Annotated in this window: 11 protein-coding genes and 1 pseudogene; all 12 read left to right on the plus strand. The window is 67.3% G+C overall.

What is annotated here, in order from left to right; genetic code table 11:
• Positions 1-233 (plus strand): annotated as a pseudogene (locus tag CFP71_RS37465) (flavodoxin-dependent (E)-4-hydroxy-3-methylbut-2-enyl-diphosphate synthase); the annotation flags it as partial.
• A gap of 183 nt (positions 234-416) precedes the next feature.
• Complete coding sequence (gene uppS / locus CFP71_RS37470; RefSeq protein ID WP_093938646.1) at positions 417-2,906, plus strand: polyprenyl diphosphate synthase; 2,490 nt, start codon at positions 417-419, stop codon at positions 2,904-2,906.
• Complete coding sequence (locus CFP71_RS37475) at positions 2,903-3,784, plus strand: oxygenase MpaB family protein (RefSeq protein ID WP_167406410.1); 882 nt, start codon at positions 2,903-2,905, stop codon at positions 3,782-3,784. Before uppS ends, CFP71_RS37475 begins: the two co-directional genes overlap by 4 nt.
• A gap of 100 nt (positions 3,785-3,884) precedes the next feature.
• Positions 3,885-4,280 (plus strand): hypothetical protein, encoded by a 396-nt coding sequence (locus CFP71_RS37480; RefSeq protein WP_093938648.1) that lies wholly within the window; start codon positions 3,885-3,887, stop codon positions 4,278-4,280.
• The gene (gene idi / locus CFP71_RS37485; RefSeq protein WP_093938649.1) at positions 4,267-4,821 is read left to right on the plus strand and encodes an isopentenyl-diphosphate Delta-isomerase; all 555 of its coding nucleotides are present in this window, start codon (positions 4,267-4,269) and stop codon (positions 4,819-4,821) included. Before CFP71_RS37480 ends, idi begins: the two co-directional genes overlap by 14 nt.
• A 369-nt stretch (positions 4,822-5,190) precedes the next feature.
• Positions 5,191-5,580 (plus strand): nuclear transport factor 2 family protein, encoded by a 390-nt coding sequence (locus CFP71_RS37490; protein WP_093938650.1) that lies wholly within the window; start codon positions 5,191-5,193, stop codon positions 5,578-5,580.
• Entirely contained in the window at positions 5,577-6,965 is a 1,389-nt protein-coding gene (locus tag CFP71_RS37495) for a cytochrome P450 (RefSeq protein ID WP_167406411.1), read from the plus strand. Before CFP71_RS37490 ends, CFP71_RS37495 begins: the two co-directional genes overlap by 4 nt.
• Positions 6,962-8,503, plus strand: coding sequence for a prenyltransferase/squalene oxidase repeat-containing protein (locus tag CFP71_RS37500; protein WP_093938652.1), 1,542 nt, complete (start codon positions 6,962-6,964; stop codon positions 8,501-8,503). Before CFP71_RS37495 ends, CFP71_RS37500 begins: the two co-directional genes overlap by 4 nt.
• Positions 8,500-9,831, plus strand: a complete 1,332-nt coding sequence (locus CFP71_RS37505; RefSeq protein ID WP_093938653.1) for a cytochrome P450 — start codon at positions 8,500-8,502, stop codon at positions 9,829-9,831. The genes CFP71_RS37500 and CFP71_RS37505 overlap by 4 nt, the downstream gene beginning before the upstream one ends.
• The gene (locus tag CFP71_RS37510; RefSeq protein ID WP_143267241.1) at positions 9,828-10,802 is read left to right on the plus strand and encodes a terpene synthase family protein; all 975 of its coding nucleotides are present in this window, start codon (positions 9,828-9,830) and stop codon (positions 10,800-10,802) included. The genes CFP71_RS37505 and CFP71_RS37510 overlap by 4 nt, the downstream gene beginning before the upstream one ends.
• Entirely contained in the window at positions 10,789-11,925 is a 1,137-nt protein-coding gene (locus CFP71_RS37515) for a cytochrome P450 (protein ID WP_093938655.1), read from the plus strand. Before CFP71_RS37510 ends, CFP71_RS37515 begins: the two co-directional genes overlap by 14 nt.
• A gap of 153 nt (positions 11,926-12,078) precedes the next feature.
• Positions 12,079-26,439, plus strand: coding sequence for a WXG100-like domain-containing protein (locus CFP71_RS37520; RefSeq protein ID WP_143267242.1), 14,361 nt, complete (start codon positions 12,079-12,081; stop codon positions 26,437-26,439).
• The last annotated feature ends 31 nt before the right edge of the window (positions 26,440-26,470 follow it).

Consider the following 26,470-nt stretch of genomic DNA (forward strand, 5'->3'; position numbering starts at 1 on the left):
CGCTGCGCGTCGCGGTCATGGGCTGCGTCGTCAACGGCCCCGGCGAAGCACGCGAGGCCGACCTCGGCGTCGCCTCCGGCAACGGCAAGGGCCAGATCTTCGTCAAGGGCGAGGTCATCAAGACCGTGCCCGAGCACGCCATCGTCGAGACGCTGATCGAAGAGGCCATGCGCATCGCCGAAGAATCCGGCCAGACCATCGGCGAGGGAGAACCCACCGTCACCGTCGGCTGAGTGGTGCCGCTGCCCGAAACGGCGCGATCCTTCGACGTTCGCACATCGATTCTCTCAGCTCTTGTCTTTCGTTCAACACGCATGAAAGCTGAAAGACATCATCGGCGAGCCACGCGAGAAAGCGCTGTCCACCACCAAGAACACCACATCCACGTGCAGTGAAACATACGATGGAGGAGTTCCGTGTCGACCCTCTCCCCGGACCGGCTTCCCCGGCACCTCGCGATCATCGTCGACGGCAACGGCCGCTGGGCCAACCGGCACGGGCTGCCCCGCACCGCCGGGCACCGCGCCGCGCTCCCGTCCATGTTCGTCATCGTCAACACGGCGATCGATCTGGGGCTGCGCAATCTCTCGCTCTACCTTTTCTCCAGTGAGAACTGGAAAAGGGAACCGGTCGAGATCGCCACCATCATGGAGATCATGACCAACGCGATCAACGGCTACATGCCGTTCTTCGAGACGCGCGGCGTCCGGATCCGGTGGAGCGGCCGGGAAATCGATGGATTTCCCGAACTCACCGAGACCTTGCGAAGCTGGCAAGAACGCACCGCGGAGCACACGGGGCTGACCCTCAACCTTTGCGTCAACTACGGCGGGCGGCAGGAGATCGTCAACGCCGTGCGCCGCCTGTCCGACGACATCGTGGCTGGAGAGCTTTCCCCCGACGACATCGACGAAGACGCGATCATCTCGCGCCTGTACCAGCCGGACCTGCCGCCGGTGGATCTACTGATCCGCACCTCCGGCGAGAAGCGCATCAGCAATCTCCTGCTGTGGCAAAGCGCCTACGCGGAACTGCACTTCCCCGACCGGCTTTGGCCCGACTTCACGCAGACGGACCTGATCGAGGCGGTGGCAACGTACGCCGATCGCGATCGGCGCTTCGGCGGGGCGGTCGACCAGCACCCCGGCGAAGACACCGACCTGGCCGGCGCAGTCGAGCACCGGCCTGTCCCGAGGACGGCAGAACCCGTCGCCCCGACGGGGAAGCGGGTGGCGATCCTCGGCGCGGGAATCGCCGGGCTGTCCGCCGCCCTCGAACTCGCCGAGCGGGGCTACGCGGTGACCGTCTACGAACGGCACGAACTCGGCGGCAAGGCCCGGAGCATCCCCGCCCCCGGGAGCGGTCTTCCAGGAGAGCACGGGTTCCGCTTCTTTCCCGGCTTCTACCGGAACCTGACCGACACCATGCGGCGGATTCCCTTCCCCGGCAACGTGAACGGGACCTGGGACAATCTGGTGGACACCTCGGCGTACCTCGGCGCCCGGGCCGACGGCACCCCCGACGCCATGATCCCGTTTCTCCCCGACTCTCCCCTGCCGCCCGCGGTCTATTCGTTCACCCCGGACACCGCGACCGCCATCATCTCCTACCTCGCGAGCACGATTTCCCATGTACCGGAGGACGAAGCGCTCTTCGGCGCACGAAAGTTCCTGGCGTACTGGGCCAGCTGCGACGAACGACGTCTCGGCCAGTGGGACAAGATCTCCTGGAACGACTTCCTCAACGCCGACAAGATGTCGGTCCAGTTCCAGCGCTCGTTCGCCGACGGCATGATTCGCAACCTGGCGGCGATCAAATCGGACGAGGCGAGCACGCATTCTGTCGGCCTGGTGTCGGAAGCGACCATCTGGAGCGCGCTCGGCCGGGGAAACGAACCGGGTGGCACGGTCGACCGCGTCCTGAACGGATCCACCGACGAGAAACTCCTCTCGCCGTGGATCGAACATCTGCGGGGCCTCGGTGTGGAGTTCAAGGTGGGCTGGAGTGCCGAGGCGCTCAGGGTGTCGGAAGGCCGGGTCACCGCGCTTACGCTGCGGGACGATCAAGGCGGCGATCACATAACCTCCTACGACCACGTCGTTTCCGCGATCCCCGTGGAACGCTTCACCCGCCTGTTGAGCCGTGACGTCCTCGACGCCGCCCCGGAACTGGCCCGTACCCGCCGGCTGCGCACGGACTGGATGAACGGCCTGATGTTCTACCTCAGGGAAGAACTGCCGGTCGTGCACGGGCACGTCAACTACGTGGACTCGCCCTGGGCGATCACTTCCATCAGCCAGGCGCAGTTCTGGACGCGCCCGTTCTCGGAGTACCACGACCACACGGTCAAGGACTGCCTGTCCGGGATCATCTCCGACTGGTTCAAACCCGGCACCTTCAACGGCAAGGCGGCCAAGGACTGCACGGCCGATGAGATCGCGAAGGAAGCGTGGGAGCAGATCAAGGCCCACCTGAACACGGAAGACCGGACGGTCCTCCGCGACGACATGCTGCACTCGTGGTTCCTCGATCCGGCCATCGTCGCGCCGGGGACCCCCGACGTCGCCAACGACAGCCCGTTGTTCATCCAAAGCCCGGGATCGTGGGACGACCGGCCCGAATCCCGGACCTCGATCGCCAACCTGTTCCTGGCCGGCGACTGGGTGCGGACCAACATCAACGTCACCACCATGGAGGGCGCGAACGAAGGCGCCCGCCAGGCCGTCAACGCCCTACTCGACGCCGACGGTTCCGCGGCCCCGCGATGCACGCTCGGGGAGCTTCACGTCGCCCCCGACTTCGCCGCGCTGAAGGAAGCCGACCGCGAACGGTATCGGCAGGGCCTGCCGCACGCACTCGACCCGGAGCAGCTCGCCCCCTTCGCCCGAGAGGTGCGTGCCGGATGACCACGAGCCAGGCACCGGCCGAGACCGCCCAGGTCCGGCTCGCGCCGCCCGGCCCGGGTTCGCTCAGCTGGGACCTGGTGGGCCGCTGGGCCATCCTGACCATGAGCCTCCGGCTCATCGTGCTGCAGACCGCCCATCCCGTGGTCGGCGCGGGCGTCGATGGGCACTCGGACTTCCGGTCCGAGGGGGTGAGCCGGTTCTTCCACACAGTGCGGTCGCTGCAACGGCTCGTCTACAGTCCGCTCATCCAGTCGAGCGCGGAGGCGAGGAGGCTGCGGGCGGTCCACCGGCCGATCCACGGCGTCGACGGGCAGGGGCGCGAGTACCGCGGCTTGGACCCGGACGCTTACGCCTGGGTGCACGCCACACTTTTCGAAGCCGCGGTCGCGTTGAGCGAACTGTCCGGTGAACCGCTCGGGGAAGACGAGCAGGAGCGCTTCTACGGCGAGTGGCGCGCGCTCGGTGCGGTGATGGGCCTGCGCCGGAAGGATCTGCCGGAAACCGTCGCGGGGTTCCGGGAATACTTCCGGGAGACCGTCGAAAGCCGACTCGAGGTCAACGACGTCGTCCGCGACCTGCTCGATCCGGCGGCCATCCGCCCCCTGCCACCACCCCACGTGCCAGTGTTCCTGTGGGACCGGGTGTGGCCGCCCTTCCGGCGGCTGGCGGTCGGCCTCACGATCCCGACTCTCCCCGAAAGCTACCTCCGTCGCCTGGGCATCGAGGTCACCGAGGCGGATCGTCGCCACACCCAGCGGTTCTTCGCCGGGCTCGGGGCTCTGGTGAACTTCCTCCCCGAAAGCCGGCGCTACCTCCCCTTCGCGGCCGCAGCGAGGCGATCCGCCACCGGGAGCCACATTCCCGCGTCCCGTTCGTGAAAGGTTCTCCCCTCATCACGACGGAGCAGGCTCCTGCCACCAGCTGAGCGCCGGCTCGTGACCTAGGCTCGCGATGAATCTCTCTCCTACGGAGTCACCGATGAAGTTTCCCGGGAATGTGGCCGCACGCGCGATCGTCGCTTTCGCCGTGGCGGGAATCATGACGGGCGCCGCCGCTTCACCCGCTTCAGCGGCGGCGGGAACGCTGACCGTGTGTTCGCAGGGCAGCTACTCGTCCTATGTGACTTTCGTGGCGCGAGGCATCGCCACCGCCGCCGTCGACCCGGGCGGCTGTGCCGACTTCACCGGGTTCACCGGTGACGAAGCCGAGCCGATCGAAGTCTATGGAATCAGTGGTTCCGCCGCCTTCCGGGTCGCCGAAGGCGGCTACCGCGGCAATCTCGGTGGAAAAGTCGTCACCTACGGCAAACCCGGCGACGTCTGGGCGGTGACACCCGACGTCGGGAAGGACGCGGGCTCCGATGACGACTCCTGACGACCGGACCACCGGGACCGAAGAACTGGTCGTCCTGCTGGACGAGCGGTTCCAGCCCCGTGCCACCGCCCCCAAAAGGACGGTCCACACGACCGACACTCCCCTGCATCTCGCCTTTTCCTGCTATGTCTTCAATGGGGCGGGCGAGGTCCTCGTCACCCGGCGTGCGCTGGAAAAGAAGACTTGGCCGGGGGTGTGGACGAACTCGTTCTGCGGCCATCCGGCGCCCGGTGAGGACATGGCGGACGCGGTCGTGCGACGCGGCGGGCAGGAACTGGGCATGGCGATCGGCCGGCTCACCAAGGTCCTCCCCCGCTTCCGTTACCAGGCTGTCGATGTCAGCGGCATCAAGGAGAACGAGTTCTGTCCGGTCTGGACGGCGACCGCCGACGGCGAGGCCCACCCGAATCCCGACGAGGTGTGCGAGTCGCGGTGGCTGCCCTGGCCGGATCTGGTGGCGGCGATGGCCCGGGCTCCCTTCCTGTTCAGCCCGTGGTCGCAGGAACAGGTTCCGCTACTCGCCGAGGCTTTGCGCCCCTAGGCCACCGTGCCAAGTACATGAAGGCCCCCTTCCTTGCGCCCAGGTACAGGAAGGGGGCCTTCATGTACTTCAGGAGCACGCGAGGGAGACCTCTCGGGCTCGCCGCGTTCCAACCGTTGGAACGACTAATTCCCGCCTTGGCACAAAGTCCGTAATTTCACAGCCAGGCCACGAGAGCAGGCGGAATTCTCCCTCAGAGACCGATGGAGACCGGATGGGAAAGTGCCTCCCACCAGAGGAAAGACAGCCCACCGGCTGAGCTTTTCCGGACTCGATCGCCCCGCGACCACACCGAGCGCACGGGCGTTCGGACTCTCTCCGCAGGTCTTTCGAAGATCCTCCCGCCTCACCAGTAAGAGGAGTCTCTCCATGTCCAACGCGGTGAACACCGACACCTGTCTGACCCGGCTCGACAAGTTCATCACCCGGATGAACGCACACGACATCCCCGGCGTCATCGAGTTGTACACCGAGGACTGCGTGCTCGACGATCTCGGCGCCGACAGTGTCGTGCGGGGGCACGAGGAGCTGTTCGAGTTCCTCACCGGAATGTTCACCGCCGCGCCCGGCATGACCGGCAAGCTGGTGGCGGCCTGCGAGGACGTGGACCGGGTGTGGGTGGAATGGGGCTGGCATGGTGTGGGCCCCGACCCGGAAAAGGTGCACCGGATCGTCAGCGTCATGCGCTACGAAGACGGCCGTATCAAGCACGCCACCGATTTCTGGCGCGGTATCGGCGCGGAGAGTTCGCAGTCATGAGCGCCGCGACGACCATCCCGGCCGACCGGGTACCGACCGCTCCAGGAGCCCTGCCGGTGGTGGGGCACGTTCCGGCGTTGCTGCGTTCCCCGCTGCCGCTGTTCGCCTCGCTGTCCGAGCACGGCGACGTGGTCCGTCTCCGCCTGGGCTCACGGCCGATCTATTACCTCACCAACGCCGAACTCATCCACACCATGCTGGTGAAGCAGGCCGAGCAGCTGGACAAGGGCAAGATCTTCGAGCGCTCCCAGGCCTTTCTCGGAAACGGACTGGCCACCACGGACAACGAGTTCCACATCGGACAGCGGCGGCTGATCCAGCCGGCGTTCGTCCCCGGCAGGCTGCCCGGTTACGTGACCCTCATCCGGGAACAGGCCGAGGCGGCCATCTCCGGCTGGCGACCGGGGAAACCACTGCAGTTCGCCCGTGTCATGAACGAACTGGCCCTCAACGTGATCTCGGTGCTGGTGTTCTCCCGGCACCTCAGCCAAGCCGACTTCGCCGCGGTGCGCGGCGCCACCCCGCACATCCTCAAGGGGATGATCCTGCGCACCGTGTACCCCAGTTCCCGGTTCGAGCGCCTGCCCATCCCGGCGAACCGCCGCTTCGACACCGCCGTGGAGACCCTGCACGAGCTGACCGGGCGCGTCATCGAGGAGGGCAGGAGCGGCGGAGACCTCGGGGACAATGTGATGTCGCTCCTGCTGTCCGCCGAGGACCCCCGGACCGGGAAGCCGATGGATCCCCGCCAGATCCGGGACGAGGTCATGACCATGCTCATCGGCGGCTCGGAGACCACCGCGCTGCAGATGGCCTGGCTCTTCCACGAACTCAGCCTCAACCCCGCGATCGCCGAACGGGTCTACGCGGAGAACCGCGAGGTCCTCGGAGGCCGCCCGTGCGAATACGAGGACGTCGGCCGCATGCCCTACCTGCGTCAGGTGGTGTTGGAGACGGTCCGGCGGCACACGCTCACCTGGCTCGTCATGCGGCGTACCCGGGCCGAGTTCACCCTCGGGGACATCCGCTTCCCGGAAGGCACCGAACTGGTCTTCAGCCCGACCACTATCCACCGCGATCCCCGGCTGTACCCCGATCCGATGCGGTTCGACCCGGACCGATGGCTACCCGAGGCGATGCGGGAACGACCACGCAGTTCCTTCATCCCCTTCGGCGCGGGGCGCCGCAAATGCATCGGTGACGCGCTCGCGCTGTTGGAGGTCACCGTGGTCGCGGCCACGATCATGACCCGCTGGCGGCTGGCGGCGGCGAGCACCGGGGAGGTCGGCGAGAACGTGCTTTCCGCGGCGGTGGCCCCGACGAACCTCGTCCTCCGCCCGGAACCGCTCGATTCCGCCGCCACCGCGGGCGGTGGGCGATCATGAGCACGGAGACCCTGAGCAGTGAAATCGAGGGGGCACAGACAAAGCTGGTTTCGGCGCTCGGGGACGACGGCCGCTGGCGGGGCGGCTGCCGGAGCAGGTTGTTCGAGTCCGGGCTCACCCTGCACCTGTTCCGGCGGCTGAACGTCCAGGGCGCGGCACCGCGCAAGCTCGCGGCGTACTGCCGCGAAGCGCTCGCCGCGCCCGCCCCGCGGTGGCAGGGCGCGCTGGAACGAGACCTCGCGAGACTGATCGCGACAAGCGCGCTGGGGCTGCCCGTCACCAGCGAGCAGGCCGACCGCGTCAAGGCCGCGCTCGGCGGCCTGGAGCACCACTCCCGGAAGCGCAAGCACGACTTCTTCCTGGCTTTGCTCGCCGAGCTCGTACCCCAGGTCTCCTGGTCCCCGGCTCGCGCGTTCGACCCCGGACCGTATGCCCACCAGTGGATCACCCTGATCGCGACCTCGTTACGGCTGCTGGCCGCGGACGACGCCGACAAGGCGGTGCCGGCGGCGGAACTGACGAAGGCCCAGGGGCCGGACGGTTCCTGGCAGTGCCACGTGCCCGCGACCGTCATCGCGCTGCTCGCCCTGTCCACACAGGACCGGAACAACCCCGCCGTGCGCTCGGGACTGGCGTTCCTGGTCGCCCAGCAACGGGCGGACGGGGGCCTGCCGTTCATCGCCGACGAGGACACCTGGGTCACCGGTCTGACCACCCTCACCCTGCTCGACAGCGGATTGCCGCCCACGCTGCTGGCCGGGGCGGCGCGTTACCTGGCCGATCAGCAGCTGCCGAGCGGCGGTTGGGGTTACAGCGAAACCGTGGACCAGTCGGACATCGACGACACCGCGGTGATCACCCTCGCGCTGAGCAGGGTCCCCGGCCACGAGCGCGCCGCCGAGCGGGGCGCGTGGCACCTGCTGTCCTTGCAGAACGACGACGGCGGGTTTCCCACGTTCGTCCGGGGCGCACCGTCCGAAGTGGAGATCACCGCCAAATGCCTGCGCACGCTGGGCGCGTTTACGGGTACCGCCTCCGCTGTCGCCCGGGGCTGGCGATGGCTCGCCGGCAAGCAACGTCCCGACGGCGGCTTCTCCCACGAGTGGAGCCGCAGCCCCGCCTTCCCGGTTCTCCACGTGCTGCGGGCGGCCGCGGACCTGCCACCGGGGTACCCGGAGCAGGTCGTGTCCGAGATTCGCGGCGGCTGCCTCCGGTTCCTGCGGGACACGGCGGGCTCGGGCGGCGGATGGCGCTATCACCGTGACGAGTCCGAAGTGAGCCTGATGGTCACCTCACACGCCGTCGCGGCACTCGGCAGCCTGCCCGACCCGCCCGTGGAGCTGATCGAGGAGGCGTTGCCGTGGCTGTCCGAACAGGGCCCCGCGGTCGCGGACCCCGACTCACTGGGCCCCCGGCCGTTCGTCTACGACGTCCCGATTCTCGCCCGCGTCTATCGTCTCGCCGCCTTGACCTCCGCGCATCAGGTGCTGGCGGGCACGGAGGCGCGGTACTCCGGATTCAGTTTGGAGAGGGCATGACCGTCACCCACGCGCCCGGCGCCGTTCCGCTGATCGGCCATCTGCCCCAGCTGTTGCGCGCGCCCGAGCAGTTCATCGCCTCACTGCCCGAGCACGGCGACGTCGTCCAGATCATGCTGGGCACCCAGCCGACCTACGTGGTCTGCCGCCCCGATCTGGCGGAGCAGGTGCTGGTCAACCGGAACCGGGTCTTCGACAAGGGCGGCCCGTTCTTCGACAGTGTCGGGGAGTTCCTCGGCGACGGACTCGCCAGCTGCCCCGACGCCGGCCACACCCGGATGCGGCGCCTCGTCCAGCCCGCCTTCCGCCGCACCCGCATCCCTTCCTACAGCGACACCGTCGCCGACCAACTCGCCGAGGTCACCGAGGGCTGGCGGGACGGTCAGGTCGTCAACACCGTGCACGACATGCAGCAGCTGTCGATGCGGTTCGTGGTGAACACGATGTTCGCGGGCTGGGCCGCGGAGGGAGCCGAAGCCGAGCAGCGGACGCGAGCCGCCGTCGAGACCTTGGTACGCGGAGCTTTCGTGCGGATGGTGCTGCCGTGGTTCGGCAGGCTGCCGTTGCCGAACAACTGGCACTACTCCGGGGCCAAACGCCGCCTGTACGAGCGTATCGACGCCACCGTCGCCGAGTACCGCCGTGACGGCGCCGACCGCGGCGACCTGCTGTCGATGCTGATCGGCCGTGACGAGAACGGGGACGGCCTGTCCGACGAGGAGATCAGGGATCAGGCGGTCACCTTCTTCATCGCGGGAATCGGCACCACGGCGGCCACCCTGTCCTGGACGCTGTACTTCCTGTCCCGGGATTCCACTTTGGACGCCCAGATCGCCGAAGAGGTCCGTCAGGCTCGCCCGACCGGACCGATCGGCTACGACGACACCGGCTCCTTTCCGTTGCTGCGGCGCACGGTCAGCGAAAGCATGCGGATCAAACCGGTCGCGTGGATGTACACCAGGAAGGCGATCGCGGACACCGAACTGGCGGGTCACCGGATTCCTTCCGGCATGGGCATCCTGGTCAGCCCGTACCTGCTCCAGCACCGCGCGGACGCCTTCGCCGATCCCGAACGGTTCGACGTCTGCCGATGGAGCGAGCAGGAGGACGTCCGCTTCCGCGGCGCCCCCATGTTCCCCTTCGGCAAAGGCGCGCGCCGGTGCATCGGCGACGAATTCGCGATCAACAACATCATCGTCACCCTGGCGACCCTGCTCCGGCGGTGGCGGCTCGAACCGATGATCAAGGGCCCGGTCACTTCGAGCGCCCGGAGCATGCTCGAACCGAAGGCCCTGCGGTTGCGCCTGCGTTCCAGGCGGTGGGCGTGACCACGGCCGCCCGGTCGCCCAAGGTGCTGGTGCGCAGCGTTCTCCCGGCCCGGTCCCATCCGGAGACGGAGCGGCTCGTCACGGAGTCCGACGCCTGGATACGCCGGACGACGCGCCCGTGCTTCCGTGACGACGCCGGGATGGAGAAGTTCCTCGCCGGCCGGATCGCCGAGCTGTGCTGCGCGATGCTGCCCGGCCTGCCCTATCCGGCCATGCGCCCGATGTGTGATCTGTTCCAGTACATCGTCGTCATCGACGACGCGTTCGGCGACGCCGGCTGGGTCGGCGGGAGCGTGCACGCCTCACGGCAGGTCGTGGCCCAGATCATGGCCGCGGTCACCGGCTGGGACAGCGTGCCGGACACCGCGGCTCCGGCACGCGACGCCGTCGAGCGGCTGCGACCGCACCTGACCGAGGCCCGCTGGCGCCGGTTCGTGGTGGACTTCGAGGACATGCTCGACGGCTACCTCCTCGAAGTCGCCACCCGGAACGCGGACGGGCTCACCGACCTGGACTCCTACGCCGAGCGCCGTCGCGTCACCGTCGCGATGAAATGGTTCCTCACCGTCGCGGAGCTGGGGCACGATCGGCCGCTGTCCGGCGAGACCGCGGCCGATCCTGAGCTTCGGGCGCTGCGCGAGGTCGTCCTGGACCACCTGTGGCTCACCAACGACCTGTACTCCTGCGCCAAGGAACGAAGGGACGGCGAGTACATCAGCCTCATCCCGCTCCTGCAACGACTCGAAGACCGGTCCCATCAGGACTGTGTCGACTGGATCGCGGGAAGGGTCGCCGAGCAGGAAGCCCTCTTTCTCGACCGGACCGCCGCGCTGAGTCACGGCAGGCTCGCCATCGATCCGGGCCTGCCCGGCTACCTGGACAACCTGACCCACACGATGTCCGGTCCGCTCAACTGGAGTCCCGGCACCCGCCGGTACCAGGTGCCGGGAGATCCCCATGCGACACGGTGACGCCGATCCGCCGTTCCCCGCCGTCGCCGTCGCGGGACCGGTGACCAGGGTGCGTCTCGCGAACGGCGAGCAGGTCTGGCTCGTCACCCGCTACGACGACGTGCGCACGATGCTCGGCGATCCCGTGTTCAGCGCGGCCGGTGACCCGATGCACCGGGCGACCCCCGGAGCGGACGCACCGTTCATCGGCCGGTTGCCGCACACCGACCCGCCCGATCATTCCCGCTACCGGCGGCCGCTCGGCCGCGCGTTCACCCCCCGGCGGGTGGCGGCCTGGCAGCCCGCGATCGCGCGGGCGGTGGACGACCGGCTCGACGCCATGGCCGATCTGGGTCCGCCGGTCGACCTGATCGAGTCCCTGGCGGTGCCGGTCCCGCTGTCGGTCATCGGCACGATGATGGACCTGCCCCGGCACGACTGGCCCGCGTTGCGGAAAGCCGCCACCGACCTGCTGTCGGACTCACCTGACCGCGAGCACGCCGCGGCCACCAACGACTGGCTGCTCGGCTACCTGCGCACGCTGGTCACGGAACGCCGGATCAAACGCGGATCCGACCTGCTCAGCGAGCTGATCGAACACAGCGACCTCGGCGACACGGAGATCGCCGACCTAGGCGCGACCCTCGTACTGGGCGGCTTCGACTCGCTGGCGGCCAGTATCGGGACCGCGGTCGCCCTGCTCCTGTGTCACCCGGATAGGCCGAGAACCCTGGCCGCCGCCGACGAACGTCTCGATCCCCTCGTGGAGGAGACGCTCAGGTTCACGACCATCGTCCAGCGCGGGGTGGACCGCACCGCGGTGGCGGACTGCCGTCTCGGCGACGCGGACATCCGGGCGGGCGATCGTGTGGTGGCCGATCTCCCCGCGGCCAACCGCGACCAGGAACGCTGGGCCGAAGCCGACACCTACGACCCCACCAGGCCGGCGCTGACGAACGTGGCCTTCGGTCACGGTCCGCATCTGTGTGTCGGCATGCACCTGGCCAGGGTGGAACTCCGCGTCGTGCTGGATCGGCTCCTGACACGGTTCCCGGCCTTGGAACTGGCCGTGCCGGCCGATCGGCTCGTGCTGTGCCGGGATCGCACCTTCGCCGGGCTCAGGGAGCTTCCCGTGGCCTGGTGACCATCGCCCTATCAGACAGATTTCATGAGATAAATCCCTACGCTTAGGCCTTTTGGGTGCTACTCACCAGTTCAGTGGTCTAAAACAGGATGAGGACGGTTCGGCCGTGGTTCGACCGCAGCGCTGGTCGGATGTTCGGAGGAGGTGTCGCACTTGAGCAACGGGGGTGTGCACATTCCGCCGGATGTGCGGAAGTTCTTGGAGTTCACTCTGGGGTTGTCGTGGCCGGAGAGTGACGATCAGGGCTTGGTCGCGTTGTGGAAGGCGTGGGAGGCGTTCGAGGACGCCGCCGGTGTGTTCGAGGCCGCTGCCCGGGCCGCCGGTGTGGCGGTCCCGCAGGTCCTGGAGGGCGAGACCGGGGAGTTCTTCGCCCATTTCCTGGGTGCGACGATCCCCGACGGGGTCGCCGGGCTCGGTGAGGCCGCCGGCGAACTGGCGAAGATGGCGCAGAACGCCGCCGCCGACGTCTACAAAACCAAAGTCATGTTCGTCGTCTTCGCCGCGTTCACTCTGGCGTCGATCATTCATTTGATGGCCACCCTGATCGGCGCGCTGTTCACCGGGGTCGTCATCGCGGCAGCGAGGGTCGCGCTGACCGCGATCTGGCGGGCCCTGATCACCCGCATGGGTCAACTGTCCCTCAGCGGCGGCCTGTCCCAGGCCACCAAAACCGCGTTACTGAAGTTCGCCAAAGACCTCGCCATCAAAACCGGCGGCTTCGCCGCCTTCGGCGCAGCACTCATGGGCGGCACCGACTTCGGCGTCCAAGCCCGCCAAATCGCCGACGGCGACCGCCAAGGCTGGGACACCCGCTCGTTGACCTCGTCTTTCGTCGGTGGCGCACTCGGCGGCGCCTTCGCCGGCATCTTCCACTCCGCCGCCGGAGGAATCCGCAAAACCGCCTTCGACCTTCGTGACCGCCTCGCCATCGACCCCGACCACCTCGACACCCTCGTCAAACAGACCGCCGGGGTCACCGCGCAAGACATCATGGCCACCATCGACAAACCCCTCGCCGCCCTCGGAGACGCCGGCTACGCCACCGGCCAGTTCGTGACCACCGTGGCCACCGCGCCCCTGGTCAACCTCGCCCTCGGCGCCCCCGTCGGCAACCCCGCCCTCGGCGCGTTGGGAGCCCTCTCCAAATACGGTGGTGGACGCACGGCCCCTGGCACCGGTGCCGCCCTCGACACCATCCACCCACCCGAAATCCCCGACCTCACCATCCCCACCACGGAAAAACCGGGCCCGGCGGAAAAGCCCGCTGTCACTGAGAAACCCGCCACGGCCAGCGACTCCCACAGCACCAAGGCCACCCCGGCCCCGGAGAAGGCCGAACTGCCGCCGCCGTACACAGCCGTCGGCGGCGGTGTGGACCTCCGTCCGGAGAAAACGCCCGCCTACACCACCAGCCCGCAAGCACTCGGCACCCTCTACACCGCCTCCACGGCGACCACTCACTCCACGGGTGGTGGTGCCGTGACGACCGCGAACGGCGCCACCACGCGGGCGAGCACTTCCCCCGTCTCCGCCGCCCCCACGCAGAACGGCGTGCGGGCGACACCCGCGACAGTCGCAACGGGACACGCGGCGGCACTGGGCTCCGGCACATCGGTATCGCCGGTGCTCGTGCCCGACACGGCCTCGCCGACAGTTTCACCCGCGGTGACCGCACCGGAGACAACCACCCAAGCGGTACACGCCACATCCGGCGAAAGCCCAGCCTTCACAGCCACTCCTCAGATCGCCCAGCACTCTCACCCGGCCGCCGCCATCGCCGACCCCCGTGCGGCGGAAACGCGTCCGGACCTCCCGGGGCAGACCAGAAGCACGGGCCCGGAGACCTCACGCGCACCGGTCGACCGCGCAATCGTCACCTCGAACACCGCGGCCAACCCGGCATCACTGCCGACCACCGCCACCCGACCCGACACCACCAGCACCGCACAGCCAGCCGGCCACAACCGCACCGCCGAACCGGCGCTGTCCCAGGGCACACGCTCTTTCCTCACGCAGTCGATACCGGAATCCGCGGCCGTGCTCGACGTCGCGCACTCCACCGCTCACACTCCTGACGCGGCCCCCAGCATCGCGACGACGGTCACGGACCCCATCCCGTCCGGACCAGCCCACAGCATCACCATCGCCTCCCCTCTCGGGCCGGTCCGCGCGATCCCGCTACCCGAGAACGGCGGCGTCGCCTTCGTCCCCTCCGCCTACGCCGCCAACGTCGCCAGCGCCTTCCCCGAAGCCACCCCCGGACTCTTCCGGCTCGTCACCCAGCACAGGGACGGCCTCTTCGAGCTACCCGGTGAACGCGAACAAGGCATCCCCCACCGGCCCGGCCAGCTCGTCCAGGCCTTGCGCCAACTCCCTCCAGCTCTCGCGCGCTGGGGCACCTACACCCGACTCGATCTCCTGGCATGCGACCTCACCACGGCTGACTACCACCACCTCGCACCCACCGTCCGCACCACACTCGGCCTCGAACTCTCCTTCCCTCACAGCGGCACCCCCCTCTACATCCCGCCCGACGGCACCGTCACCACCACCGATCCCGGCACCGACAACACCCTCCACCTCGCACCCAAACACCGCCGCGACGGAAGCACCGTCGCCGCCGATCCCGACGCCCCGGAGACGGCTGAAAGACTCGCCGAAACGGCCAGAAGAATCATTCAAGAACATGGCGCCCTTCCGGCCAGGAACTTGCTTGCTCTCGCCCCTGACGATATTTTCCCGGCAGGCCGGTTCGAGTCGAAGTTGAGACAGAGCTTCGCCAGAGAGCTGGAAATCGCCAAAGAATCGGGTAGTCTTTGGCGCCCGATTTATCGAGGGCGGCACAACAAAGACAAGGGCACCCCGGAGTCTCTTGACGATCTGAGCGCCTGGTTGTACCGCATGGCGATCACCTACCCTCATGAGCTCACCACCGTAACGCTACGCCGCGCGGCCGAAGCCGGGTTCTCGGCGAGCGATACGCAGATTCGCGACGCCATCAAGAGCGCGGCCGTGGTCGCCGAGGGTGACGGACACCGACGTCCTTACCTGTCCTTGGCGAACCCGGAGCACCGCGCGAGGATAGAACTACTCGTTGATCGAGTGGTCGCCAATCGGGGCTACAACGATCGCAAGCGGTACGTTGCGGAACTCGGCAGCTTGAACGTACACGGGGCGAAAAAGCAGCTCTCCGATCTGGTCGCCGAGCGTGAACGCGAATTGAAGAATGATCCCGCCCTGTTGGCGGCAGCACAGGCCAGAGGACTGCCCGACCTGCGGCCGAGCGGGCTCTTCATGGGGCGATCACTCAACGCGGACAACCATGCCGACCATGAGATCATCGACCGCGCCGCCTACGCCCTGATCTGGGAGCGCAAGACAGCCAACGTCGATGAATTGGTCACCCAGCTCCAGCGAGAAGGCATTGCCGGGTCGGCGGAAACACTCCAGCGCCTCGTCGCCTCCGCGATCGATGAAGCCACGCGCAACGGCGACCGGCTCCAGCCGCTGTCGATCACCGACCCTGACCACCATGACGCCATCCAGGCACGCCTGGAATCCATATATCAAGCCACACCCATATTCTTCGACCCCGACATGTCAGACCGGGTCAAAACCGTGGTGAAACATATGCGGCTGCGCCACATCACCGGCCCACAGGAAGAACTGGAGGCCTACGCGGACAACGCGCCGGAGCCTGCCGCATTCGCGCTTCCTGAACTGTCCTTGGCCACGATCGATCTCACTGACCCCGACGCGTTCAACCGGCAAAAGTTGGACCACGAAAATCCACTTCACATATCCCTGATCAGGGAGCTGGCCGGAAAGGCCATCGACACTCACGGCATCATCAGCAATGAAACGCTGGCTCTCCTGTTGGCCAAGGAGAACGTCGAGCGCAAAGCCGGGATCTTCGCCTTGATCGATGCCGTGAAGACCGATATCACGGCTGCGGGCTCTTCCTGGTATCCGAATTATCGTGGCCGAGAGCGGCAGCGGGCCGCGCAACAATCGCCTGACCTGACCACCTTGCTGTGGCGTTTGGCGACCGACCATCCGCAGGAAAGTCCGGTACAACTGGCACGTCGCGCCGAGTACGTGGGCTTCCTGGGGAACGAGGCACTGGTGACCACCGCGCACAGCACCATAGCCGCCATGGTCGACGATCAGCGACGGCATCCGATCACGGCCGTCTCCGATCCCGCGGAGAAACCCCGTCTGCGAGCGTTGATCGCCGCCTTGTCGACGGATCGTCCTGGGCTGACCACTGACGCTCTGGTCAGTCACCTACGGGATTACAACGTCCATGGCAGCAATGAAATGTTCGTTGCTGAAGTGAAAGCCATCAGAGAAGCCGGTTTCTCCGATGCGGACGTCGCCGCCGGACGCGAGTTGTCGACGTTGCGTCCGGATGACCGGATCCTGGGCAGGCACCTGGACATAGCGAACGAAGCCGACCTGCTGTGGATCGACAAACTCGCCTATGCCACCGTATGGGCCCACAAAGCAGACACCACCGACCAACTGGTCCACCGGCTGGAACAAGACGGCATCACCAACACCGACGACGGACTCACCCCACTCGTCGCCCGCATCATCGAGGAAGCCACCGCCAACGGCGACCGCCACGAAACCCTCTCCGCCAACCTCCCCGACGACCACGACGCCATCCTCCACCGCACCAGCGCACTCGTCCTGAAAAACCTGGACCTCTTCGACCTCGCACCACCCGACGCCACCACCGCACTCGTCCGCCACATGCGCGTCAACCACATCACCGGCACCAACGCGAAACTCCGCGACATCGCCACCACCATCCTCACCGTCCGCACCGACCAACCCCTCCCCGGCACCCACACCATCCCCATCCGCACCCACGACAACACCATCACCCACGCCATCCCCCTCCCCCGCAACGGTGGCGTCGCCTTCGTCGAGTCCACCTACGCCCCCAACGTCAACGCCGCCTTCCCGCAGCCCCAACCCGGCGTCATCAACGTCCTCACACGTCACGACCGCCACACCGACACCTACCACCTTGGCGGCCGCACCGCCTATACGCCACAAGACCTCGTCAACACCATCGCCGCTCTCCCCGTCACCTGGAACAACACCCAAGGCCACACCCTCAATCTCTGGGCCTGCTACGTCACCGCCGAACAACACCGCCATCTCGACACTCTGTTCCGGCGGAACCCCGCTCTCGGCCACCTCACTCTCACTGTCGCCCACTACGACACTCCCCTCCACATCACCTCCGACGGTGCCATCACCACGGTCGACCCTCATCTCGGCAACACCCTCCACCTCGCACCCAAACGCAAACGAGGGGCGGGGGTAGCCGCTGATCCCAACGCCCCCGAGACGGCCGCGAAGCTCGCCATGACAGCCAATGAGATCCTTCGGCGCCACGGCGACATCGATGGGATGAATCTGCGCACTTTCGTGCCGAACGAAATATTTCCCGATAGCGTGTTCGAGAAGGATTTCCGCGCACATTTCAGTAAGGAGCGAGACAAACTCAAGGAGTCCGGCGAGCTTTGGGGTCCGCTATATCGAGGGAAGCGCAACGACGGTAAGTTCGGCAAGGAAAGTTCCGATGATCTCACGGTGTGGCTGTACAGACGGGTCATCGCCGAAAATCTTCTCACCCCGTCGGAGATCGCCCGCAGAGCGCAGGAGTCCGGATTCAGCACGCCCCGTTCTCGGCTTTTGACCTACGTCCAGGAGGCGATCGATGCCGCCGTGAGCGACGGCCGTCGCCACCCCGAACTCACACTCGCGAAAAACCGCGACCAGATCATCCCCCTCACCGACCGACTCCTCGCCAACAGCAACCACCACACCCCCACCGAAGCCGCCGAAACACTGAAAAACCTCAACGTACGCGGCGCCACCTCAAGCCTCGAACTACTCGTCACCCAACGACAACGCGCCCTCAAAGACAACCCAGAACTCCTCACCACCGCCCAACAACACGGCCCACCCACCCTCCCCAACACCACCCTCATCCTCGGCAAAACACTCGACACCGACAACCCCGACCACCACGACCTCATCGACAAACTCGCCTACACCACCGCCTGGGAACACAAAACCGCCACCACCGACCAACTCACCGACCTACTACACCACCAAGGAATCACTTCAAGGAATCGCGACACTCTCCGCGGCATCGTCGCCAAAGCCACCGACGAGGCCGCCCGCAACGGCGACCGGCTTCCCCTGCTTGCCACCACCGACCCCGCCCAGCACGCGGCCATCCACACGCGCACCACCGCCATCCTCAGCGCCTCTGTCAGGCTCTATTCCTTGGCGGACCCGGTCAAAGCGCTGGTGAATCACATGCGAATGCGGCATATCACCGGCCCTCAGCAGGACCTCGAAACCATGGCCACCCGCGCCCTCCACACGCCCATCACCGAACTCCTCCACGACACCTCTCTGCACCCCATCGACCTGGAGGAACATCTCCCCGGAACGCGTGCTCCCGGCCTGGACGGCGAGGACGCCGAGGCCGGTTCTTGGCGAGTCACGGCAGCGCACACCGCCGCGGCCGAACGCATCCTTCTCCAATTCGGGAACTTGGAAGCCCGCTACCTGACGAGTGCCGTTCACCGTAAGACCCTTCAAGGCACGCTATCCGAGGCGGACTTGAGAAAACACCTCGGAACGGCACGAACGAAGCTCCGGGAATCCGGTGAGCTCTGGAACCCGCTCTATCGCGGGGTACGCAACACCGGCACCTTCGACAGGGACAACGCCGATGACCTCACGGTGTGGCTGTACCGACGGGTCATCGCCGAGCCCTCGCACTCCTCGCTGGCGATCGCTCGCAGCGCCGTCGCGGCCGGCTTCGTCTCAGATCACCATCGGCTCGAACGCGGTATCAAGGAAGCGATCGATGCCGCCGTGAGCGACGGCCGTCGCCACCCCGAACTCACACTCGCGAAAAACCGCGACCAGATCATCCCCCTCACCGACCGACTCCTCGCCAACAGCAACCACCACACCCCCACCGAAGCCGCCGAAACACTGAAAAACCTCAACGTACGCGGCGCCACCTCAGACCTCGAACTACTCGTCACCCAACGACAACACGCCCTCAAAAACAACCCCGAACTCCTCACCACCGCCCAACAACACGGCCCACCAACCCTCCCCAACACCACCCTCATCCTCGGCAAAACACTCGACACCGACAACCCCGACCACCACGACCTCATCGACAAACTCGCCTACACCACCGCCTGGGAACACAAAACCGCCACCACCGACCAACTCACCGACCTACTACACCACCAAGGAATCACCGGCACCTATGAAGGATTGAGATCGCTCGTCGCGCGTGCCGCCGACGAAGCCACCGCCAACGGCGACCGCTACGTCAGCCTTTCCGCCGACCGGCACAGCGACCGCGAGGCCATCCTCTACCGCACCGGCACCCTGGCCCTGCGAAACCACACCGGGCTCTCCGCCCTCCACGCGCCCGACGCCATCACCGCGCTCGTCCGCCACATGCGCGTCAACCACATCACCGGCACTCAGGAAAAACTCCGCGACATCGCCACCACCGTTCTCGCCGTCCGCACCGACCAACCACTCCCCGACACCATCACCATCCCCGTACTCACCCACGACAACACCATCACCCACGCCATCCCCCTCCCCCACAACAGTGGCTACGCCTTCATCGACCCCGCTTACACCACAAACGTCACCAACGCCTTCACCCACCCCACACCCGGCACCATCAACATCCTCGTACGCCACAACACCGTCACCGACACCTACCACCTCCCCCACCAACCAGCCCGCACTCCTGCGGACCTCATCACCACCATCACCAACCTCCCCGTCGAATGGACTACCCAGCACACCCTCAACCTCTGGGCCTGTGACCTCACCGCCACTCAGCACCAGCACTTCACCACTCTCACCCTCGACAACCCCACCCTCAACCACCTCACCCTCACTCCCGCCTACCTCGACGCCCCCATTCACATCACGCCCGGCGGCGAGATCACCACCACCGACCCCGGCATCGACAACACCCTCCACCTCGCGCCCCCACGTCAAAGCGTCGTGCTACCAGAGGCGCTGGTCCTGCCGACGATCGTGCCGGATCCGCAATCGCTGTCCGCGCAACTGAACACCGAATTCGACGCCATCGCGCGCACCGGTGAACGCACGAAAAACCTCGGCGACAACTCCCCCGTACGCCTCCCCGGAGAGGGAGCCGTGGGTCCCGCCGGCGTACCGGCCCTCACCTTGTCCTTCGCCGAAACGGCCGCGACCCTGACCTCCATCGATCGCACAGCCGTCCGGGAGACCGCGCACGCGGTCGCCCAAGCGGCGGCGCTTCGAGCGAAGTGGGGGTTGCCCGGTCCGGCTGTCACGGTGACCGCGTATTCCGGGAAGGGCCTGACCCCGGGCAGGGAGGCAATCGCACCCCAGCGGCGGGCCGAGCAGGTGCGCTCTCTGCTCCGCGCGGCCTTGGCCGAAGAACTGACTGCCTCGTCTCTCGTTCGTCTGGAAGACATCGAGGTCCATGCCGAAGTCGGGACCAGCACCACGAACGGGGTCTCGGACGGCCGTCACCATGTCGTGGTCGAGACGTCGGTGGCCGCCGTACGATCCACCGCCGAGAACCTCACCATAAAGGCATACGACTCGGTCACCGAGGGTCTGCCGGGCCTGCGGATGACCAGGGCCGAACTCGACGGCCGGTTGGCGGAGTTCAGTGAACTCTCCGTTGGAGGCAGGCTCGAACACCAGCCATTGCCACCGGCGACCCGCTCGCAACTGATCATCCTGGACGAAAGGACCGCCGCTCTCGGCGATGCCGAACTCCGGAACCGCGTCCGCGCCATGGTCAGCGACACCTTGCTGGCCGCTTCCCTGGTCCCGGTGCGACAGCAGGATCTCGGATCGCGGAGCGGGAGCCGCGGAGTATCCATGGACCGGCGGGTGATTCAACCGATCACCCCGGCCAGGCTCACGCAGGTGCTGGACGAACTGAACACCTTCATCGAGCGAGGCCAGGACCCGACCCGTACTCCGGCTTCGCTGCTGGCGGGACTGACCGTCTCACCCGGCGACCACCTGGCCGTGCGTCTCGCCTCGCTCGGTTTGGTGAACATGAGCGCTTCATCCCGGGACGCGGTGACCGCCGACCCGTTGTATCGGGCGCTGGTGAGGAATCCGGCCGCCCTGACGGAGGCGTTGTTCGCCGGCACGGGGCATGAGGAACAGCATTTCCTGAACACCTGCACCCCGGCGGCGATCCACGCGGCCGTCCGCGGCCGGGTGCCGACCATCGCCGGGTTGCTGCACCTCGGCCGCGCGGTGGCGGACGCGACCGGCCGCGACCTGCAACGGGTGGATCCGGCCGTCCGCGGCAGGCGGGACCGCCCGCTCGGCCGGACGCTGGAGGAGATGGTCCGGAAACGCATCGCCGATGCCCGTGCCGAGTTCACATCCCTCGAAATGGCCGCCATGACCTTGGTGTCCGCGGATCAGGCGGCCCCGGCGACCAAGCGGGACTGGAACGCTTTGACCGACCGCTGGGGCAGGACGATGCAGAAACTGGCCGCGGCCGATCTCCGGGCGGTGTCGGTGCCGGTGCTGACCCGCAAGGTCGTTCCCGGCGATTGGCTGACGAGTCTCGCCTTGACCTCTCCCCTGGTCGTCGATCGCGGCTCACGCCGCCTGGCCGGCGTGGACCAGAGTTCCTACGTCGCGCGGCTTCAGCCGCACCTGGGCTTCGAGCCGGACGGCACGATGTTCGGGGCGAACGAGACCGTCGGTCATGCCCCCCGGACGGTCCTCCTCGGCGACGAGCTCGGCACGCCGGAATCGCGGACCGCGTTCTGGGAAGAGGTGACCGCTCAAGGCGGAACGTTCCTCAAGACTCCTAACCACTGGCTTCATCTCCGGGCTGCGATGGAGGACGACCGACCCGTTTTCGTGGTGGGCGACGCGAAATACGGGAACCTCGCCCGGCAGTCTCCGGAACAGTTCGCCCGCTGGGCGGACTCGTCGCACGCGCGGGCACACGAGAAACTGTTCCCCCACCTCGTGGAGGAGACGAGTTCGGAAGTCGGCGACGCGGTGATCGCCGATCCGCCGGACTCGCGGCACTATGAACTCACTGACGCGCACGGCCGCGACTACGGCATCGGGTTCGCCGGATCGGTGGAGCGCGGAGAAGTGCTGGTCTCGGCAGCCGCCGCGTCGACCGATCATGCGGAACGAGTAGTGGCGGTTCACTCGACGCAGGAAGACGGCACTGCGTCCCGGGTGGAATCCGTGCAGGACTGGGCCGACTTCACCGACGGTGACACGACACGGCCGTTCCATCTGATTTTCGAGAGCGAAGACGGCAAATACGTCGCCACCGATCCCACCGGCGAGGCAGCGGTACGGATCGAGCCCGAAGCGATGGCGGAGAAGGTCTTCTCGGTCGCTTCGTTCCGCAGGGCCGCCGGCGGTGCGGTCCGGCCACCGTTGATCATCGCCACCCACGAAACGCGTCCAGGCGGCGCGGACCCGGCCCTCAACCGGCGGTTCCTCGCCCGGCTGAGCGAGCTGACCGGCCCTTGGCACGCGTTCGAACACAGCGGCAAGCTCACCTTCGAACGCGACTTCGGGGTGGTCGGGATCGACCACGGAGGCACGTTCTCCGAAATATCACCCTCCGTCTCCGACCTTCACTTTCTCGCCAAAGACTCCGTTTTCGCGATCTCTTCCCGGTCCGGAAACGCGGCATCCAGAGCGGAAATGTTCACCGAAACCACTCCGCCACTTCAGGGCCCATGGGGTGACCGGGAACCGATTCACGTCTTTCTCGACGGCGACCCACGGCACGCGCTCGTACGGGTCAGCGGCAGCCAGGACATCGCGCTCGGGGGACGCGCCATAGGGCGGTTGTTGGCGTCGAACGCCGAGTTCAGGAAACAGCTCGCACTGAGGCCGGGCCGACCGGTCGTCGTACACTCGACGGATTCCGGTTCCCGCAACGACATCGGCGGCCTGGGCTTCGATCTGGCCGGGAGCCTGCACGAAGCCGGCCTATATCCGCCGGTGTACGGGATCAAGGGCGAACCCGGCGACGAAGCCCGCTACGCGGCGGTTTCCCGGTTACGTACCGGCGATCTCCTGACCACCGATCTGCACCGGCCGGATGGCACCCTGGCCGTACGGCTCGTCCGTACTCCTGGTGACGAAAGCGTTCTGCGACGTCTCCAGCACTGGACCTCGAACAGCACAAGGGAGACCCTTTCGACCTACGTCCATCGTGACGGCGGCAGTCACCGCGCACCCTGGGACGGAGCGCCGGTCCTCATCGTCGCACCACGTGCTCCTCGCGGCTATCTCGCGACCCGTCGCGACGGCAAGGCGGGTGTGGTCAGCCCGGTCGCCCTGGCCGACGTTCTCCGTGACGATCCGGCACTTCGCCAAGGACTCGGAGCGGACCCCGATCTTTCCTACCTCCTGGTCGGCTGGGGTGGCCGCACGGTGGGGCTGGCTTCTTTCGCCGCCGGAATGGCGCGAGGAGGCTACGCCCGCTCGGCCTATGCACCGAGGGGTGCCTTGACCTTCCGGCCGGGAGGCCGGCTCGGACTGACCGGGCCGGGCTTCCGGGTAGCCGAGCCGAGGACACCTCGCCCGAAGGACATCGTGAATTTCGAGAGTGCCAACGAACGCCTCGGAACCTTCGGTCAGTTCTTTCCCAGCAAGGACTTCGACAGCGCCGCCGAAGCACTCGCGGCTCTGGGTGAGTCACGCGGTCAGCAGCAGTACTACATCAGGGAAGTCTCCCGCCCGGACGGTCGCGGTGGCGTCGATCGTGTTCCTCTTCCCTACCGAGCGCCTTGGGCCGGCCGCGATCCCTGGTTCACCAGCGGTCATGGTTCGCCCGCCGGGCTACAGTTCGCGCTCGCGACAGGGAATCCCTACCGCCGTGGAGACGTCGTTTCCTTGAGTGGTGCTCCGGCAGCGCGCGCCATCTTCGCCAGTGAGATCTACCGCCGAGCCCAACCCGATCCGAACGCCGGCGTCGTTCTGGGCCAGTGCTCCGCCAACCTGATCGGCACCGGTCGAACGGTCGCCTACGGCATCCGTGAAGCCTGGGGAAGCGAGGCCGTGCCGACCACCGTATGGGGGGCTTCGGAAGTCGTGGCGGTGGACTGGAACGGCGAGCGCACCGTCAAGTCCGGCGGCGCGTTCTTCGAAGCCGTCGCACCGGGGACGGTACCCAGTCCTCCGAGGCCGCTGTTCGACGGCCTCGGAGGATTCGAACCGGACGACGCCGAAGCAGGACTGAGCATTCCCAGCGACGCGGTGACGCTGCCTCGGCCGGGAGGCATCAGGATCCGGTTGGACCCCACCTTCGAGGGCTTCTCGGACGACGACGCGTCCTCGGCCACTGGTGACGCCCTTTTCGAGCAGGACGACGCGGAATCGGACGCCCCTCCCGAGTCACCGGTGCCGTCGGTCATCGAGGACGAACCGGCTTCGGCAGAATTCACCGCGATGGTCGAGTGGTCCGAACGCATCGGTGCCGCACACGATCGGATGACAGAGCGGGGAGAGATCGACCCGGAGGCCGTCTCCCGGGTCCGCGATCGTGCCGAGAGCCTGGTGGGAGAACCACCCGACGTCGATGGGGCCGACGAGGAGATCCACGCGTTCCTTCACGAGGGGCTCGTCACTCTCTTGACGGACGCATTACTCGGTGGCGCGTCACTGCGGGAAGCCTGGCAGCACGCGGACGTCACCGGTCTACGGCAAACCCTCGCATCGTTGCGCGAGCATGTCCCCGACGCGCCCTATGCGGATGCGGGCGATGAGGCCGGGATGGCATCGAGTGCCGCAGAGGCCTCGGGGCCCCAGTCAGGCACGGAGTGGGCCGGTCCTCTCCGCGAGACCCGCGACTGGCTGTCGGCGCGGGCAGGGCGGCCTGAAGTCGAGGCAGGCCTGTCGCGGGCCAGGCGGCTGGCGCGGTCCATGCCGCACGCCGCGCCCGGAGCCGACGAAGCCGCGCGTCACCTGCTCCATGACGGTTTGGTGATGATGCTCGCCGAAGCGATGGCACGGGGCGCCTCACCTCGGGAGGCTTGGGAGGCCCCTGTGGTCGCCCGGCTTCGCCAGGACGCCGAAGCAGCGCGGGGAACGGTAAGAGGTGCTCCGCACTACACGGCGTTGCCTTCCCAGGAGCTGAGCGAGTTGCGGACCGAGTCGGCGCCCTCGCCCGAGGTACGCCCGTCCGACGCGGTACCTGCCGAGCAGGCCGTCCCCGAGATCACGAGTACCGCCGAACCGGCCGAGGGCACGGCCACCGAACCAGGTCCGCGTACGGACCCACCGCGTCTGCGGGAACTCATCGAGGAGTTCACGTGGCAACTGCCCGAAGCCGCTGCCCTACCGGACCCGGTTCTCCGCGACCAGGCGGAAAGACTGCTCGGCGAACGTCCCCTCCCCGAGCCGGGCTACGGACCGGTCAGCGCCCGGCAGCGCGAGCTCTGGCACTCGGCGGTCGAAGCCGTCGCGGGGGAACTGGCCCGCGGGGGCGATGGCAGGAAGCCGGCCGAGAGCGTCCGCGCGCGGTTCGAGCGGCTGCGCGCTTACGACGCCTTGACCCAGTGGGCCGAGGAAACCCTGGCGAGATACACGGACGACTTCGCCGAGGCCGAGGCGGAACTGCGGCTGGAAGCGGAGCAGGACCAGCCGTCCGCCGAGCGCGTGCTTTTGGCGCGCCGGCAGGCCGAGGCGATGCTGGGAGCAACGGCGCCCGGAGTACCGGGCGGGGTCGCACCTCGGATCCGGCAAGAGTTCCACAACGGTCTGCTCGCCTCGCTGAGCCGGTACATCGCCAACGGCAACGAGCCCGAAGCCTCGTGGAATTACCTTGAGGAAGCGCGGCTGGCCGCTGAAGACGTCCGGCTGACCAGCCGGTACCTGTGGGGTCGCACCGGGTTCGGCGTTTTCACCGCGGAGACGGGGACCGGATACCTGCGGGATTCGCACGAGGAGCCACCGCCGCCGTACAGCTTCGAAGAGCCAGACCTGCGTTTTCACCGTGAGATGCCACCCAGCTACGACGACGTCGTGGACCTCGACCACACAGCGGTCGACCACGGATCGCTGGCCCAGGCCGCGGACCACCTGATCCGGCTGTTCGAGCTGGCCCGGGACCTTCCGGGGAACGTGCTCAGTCCTTGGCGGGCGCGGATGCTGCGCCACCTCCTGCCGCCCACGGGATTGCCCTTGGACCAGCTGGACAGCCGGCTCCCCGTGCACAACGTGCTGCTCACCGCCCTGGCCTACCAGGCCTATCTCGACCGGGATCGGCAGGACGGGACCGGGGACACGCCTTATCTGCTCAAACTCGACCCGGGTGATCTCGCGGCTTCCCTGTCACCCGTGCTGGCACACGATCAAGTGCGCGACGACGCCTACCAAACCCTGCGGGACGCGTTCGAGGCCGCGAAGTACTACTCCGAGTCGTGAAATTCTCGCCTCGGCCCGATGATCATGACCC

The organism is Amycolatopsis thailandensis, assembly GCF_002234405.1.
Classification (GTDB): Bacteria; Actinomycetota; Actinomycetes; order Mycobacteriales; family Pseudonocardiaceae; genus Amycolatopsis; species Amycolatopsis thailandensis.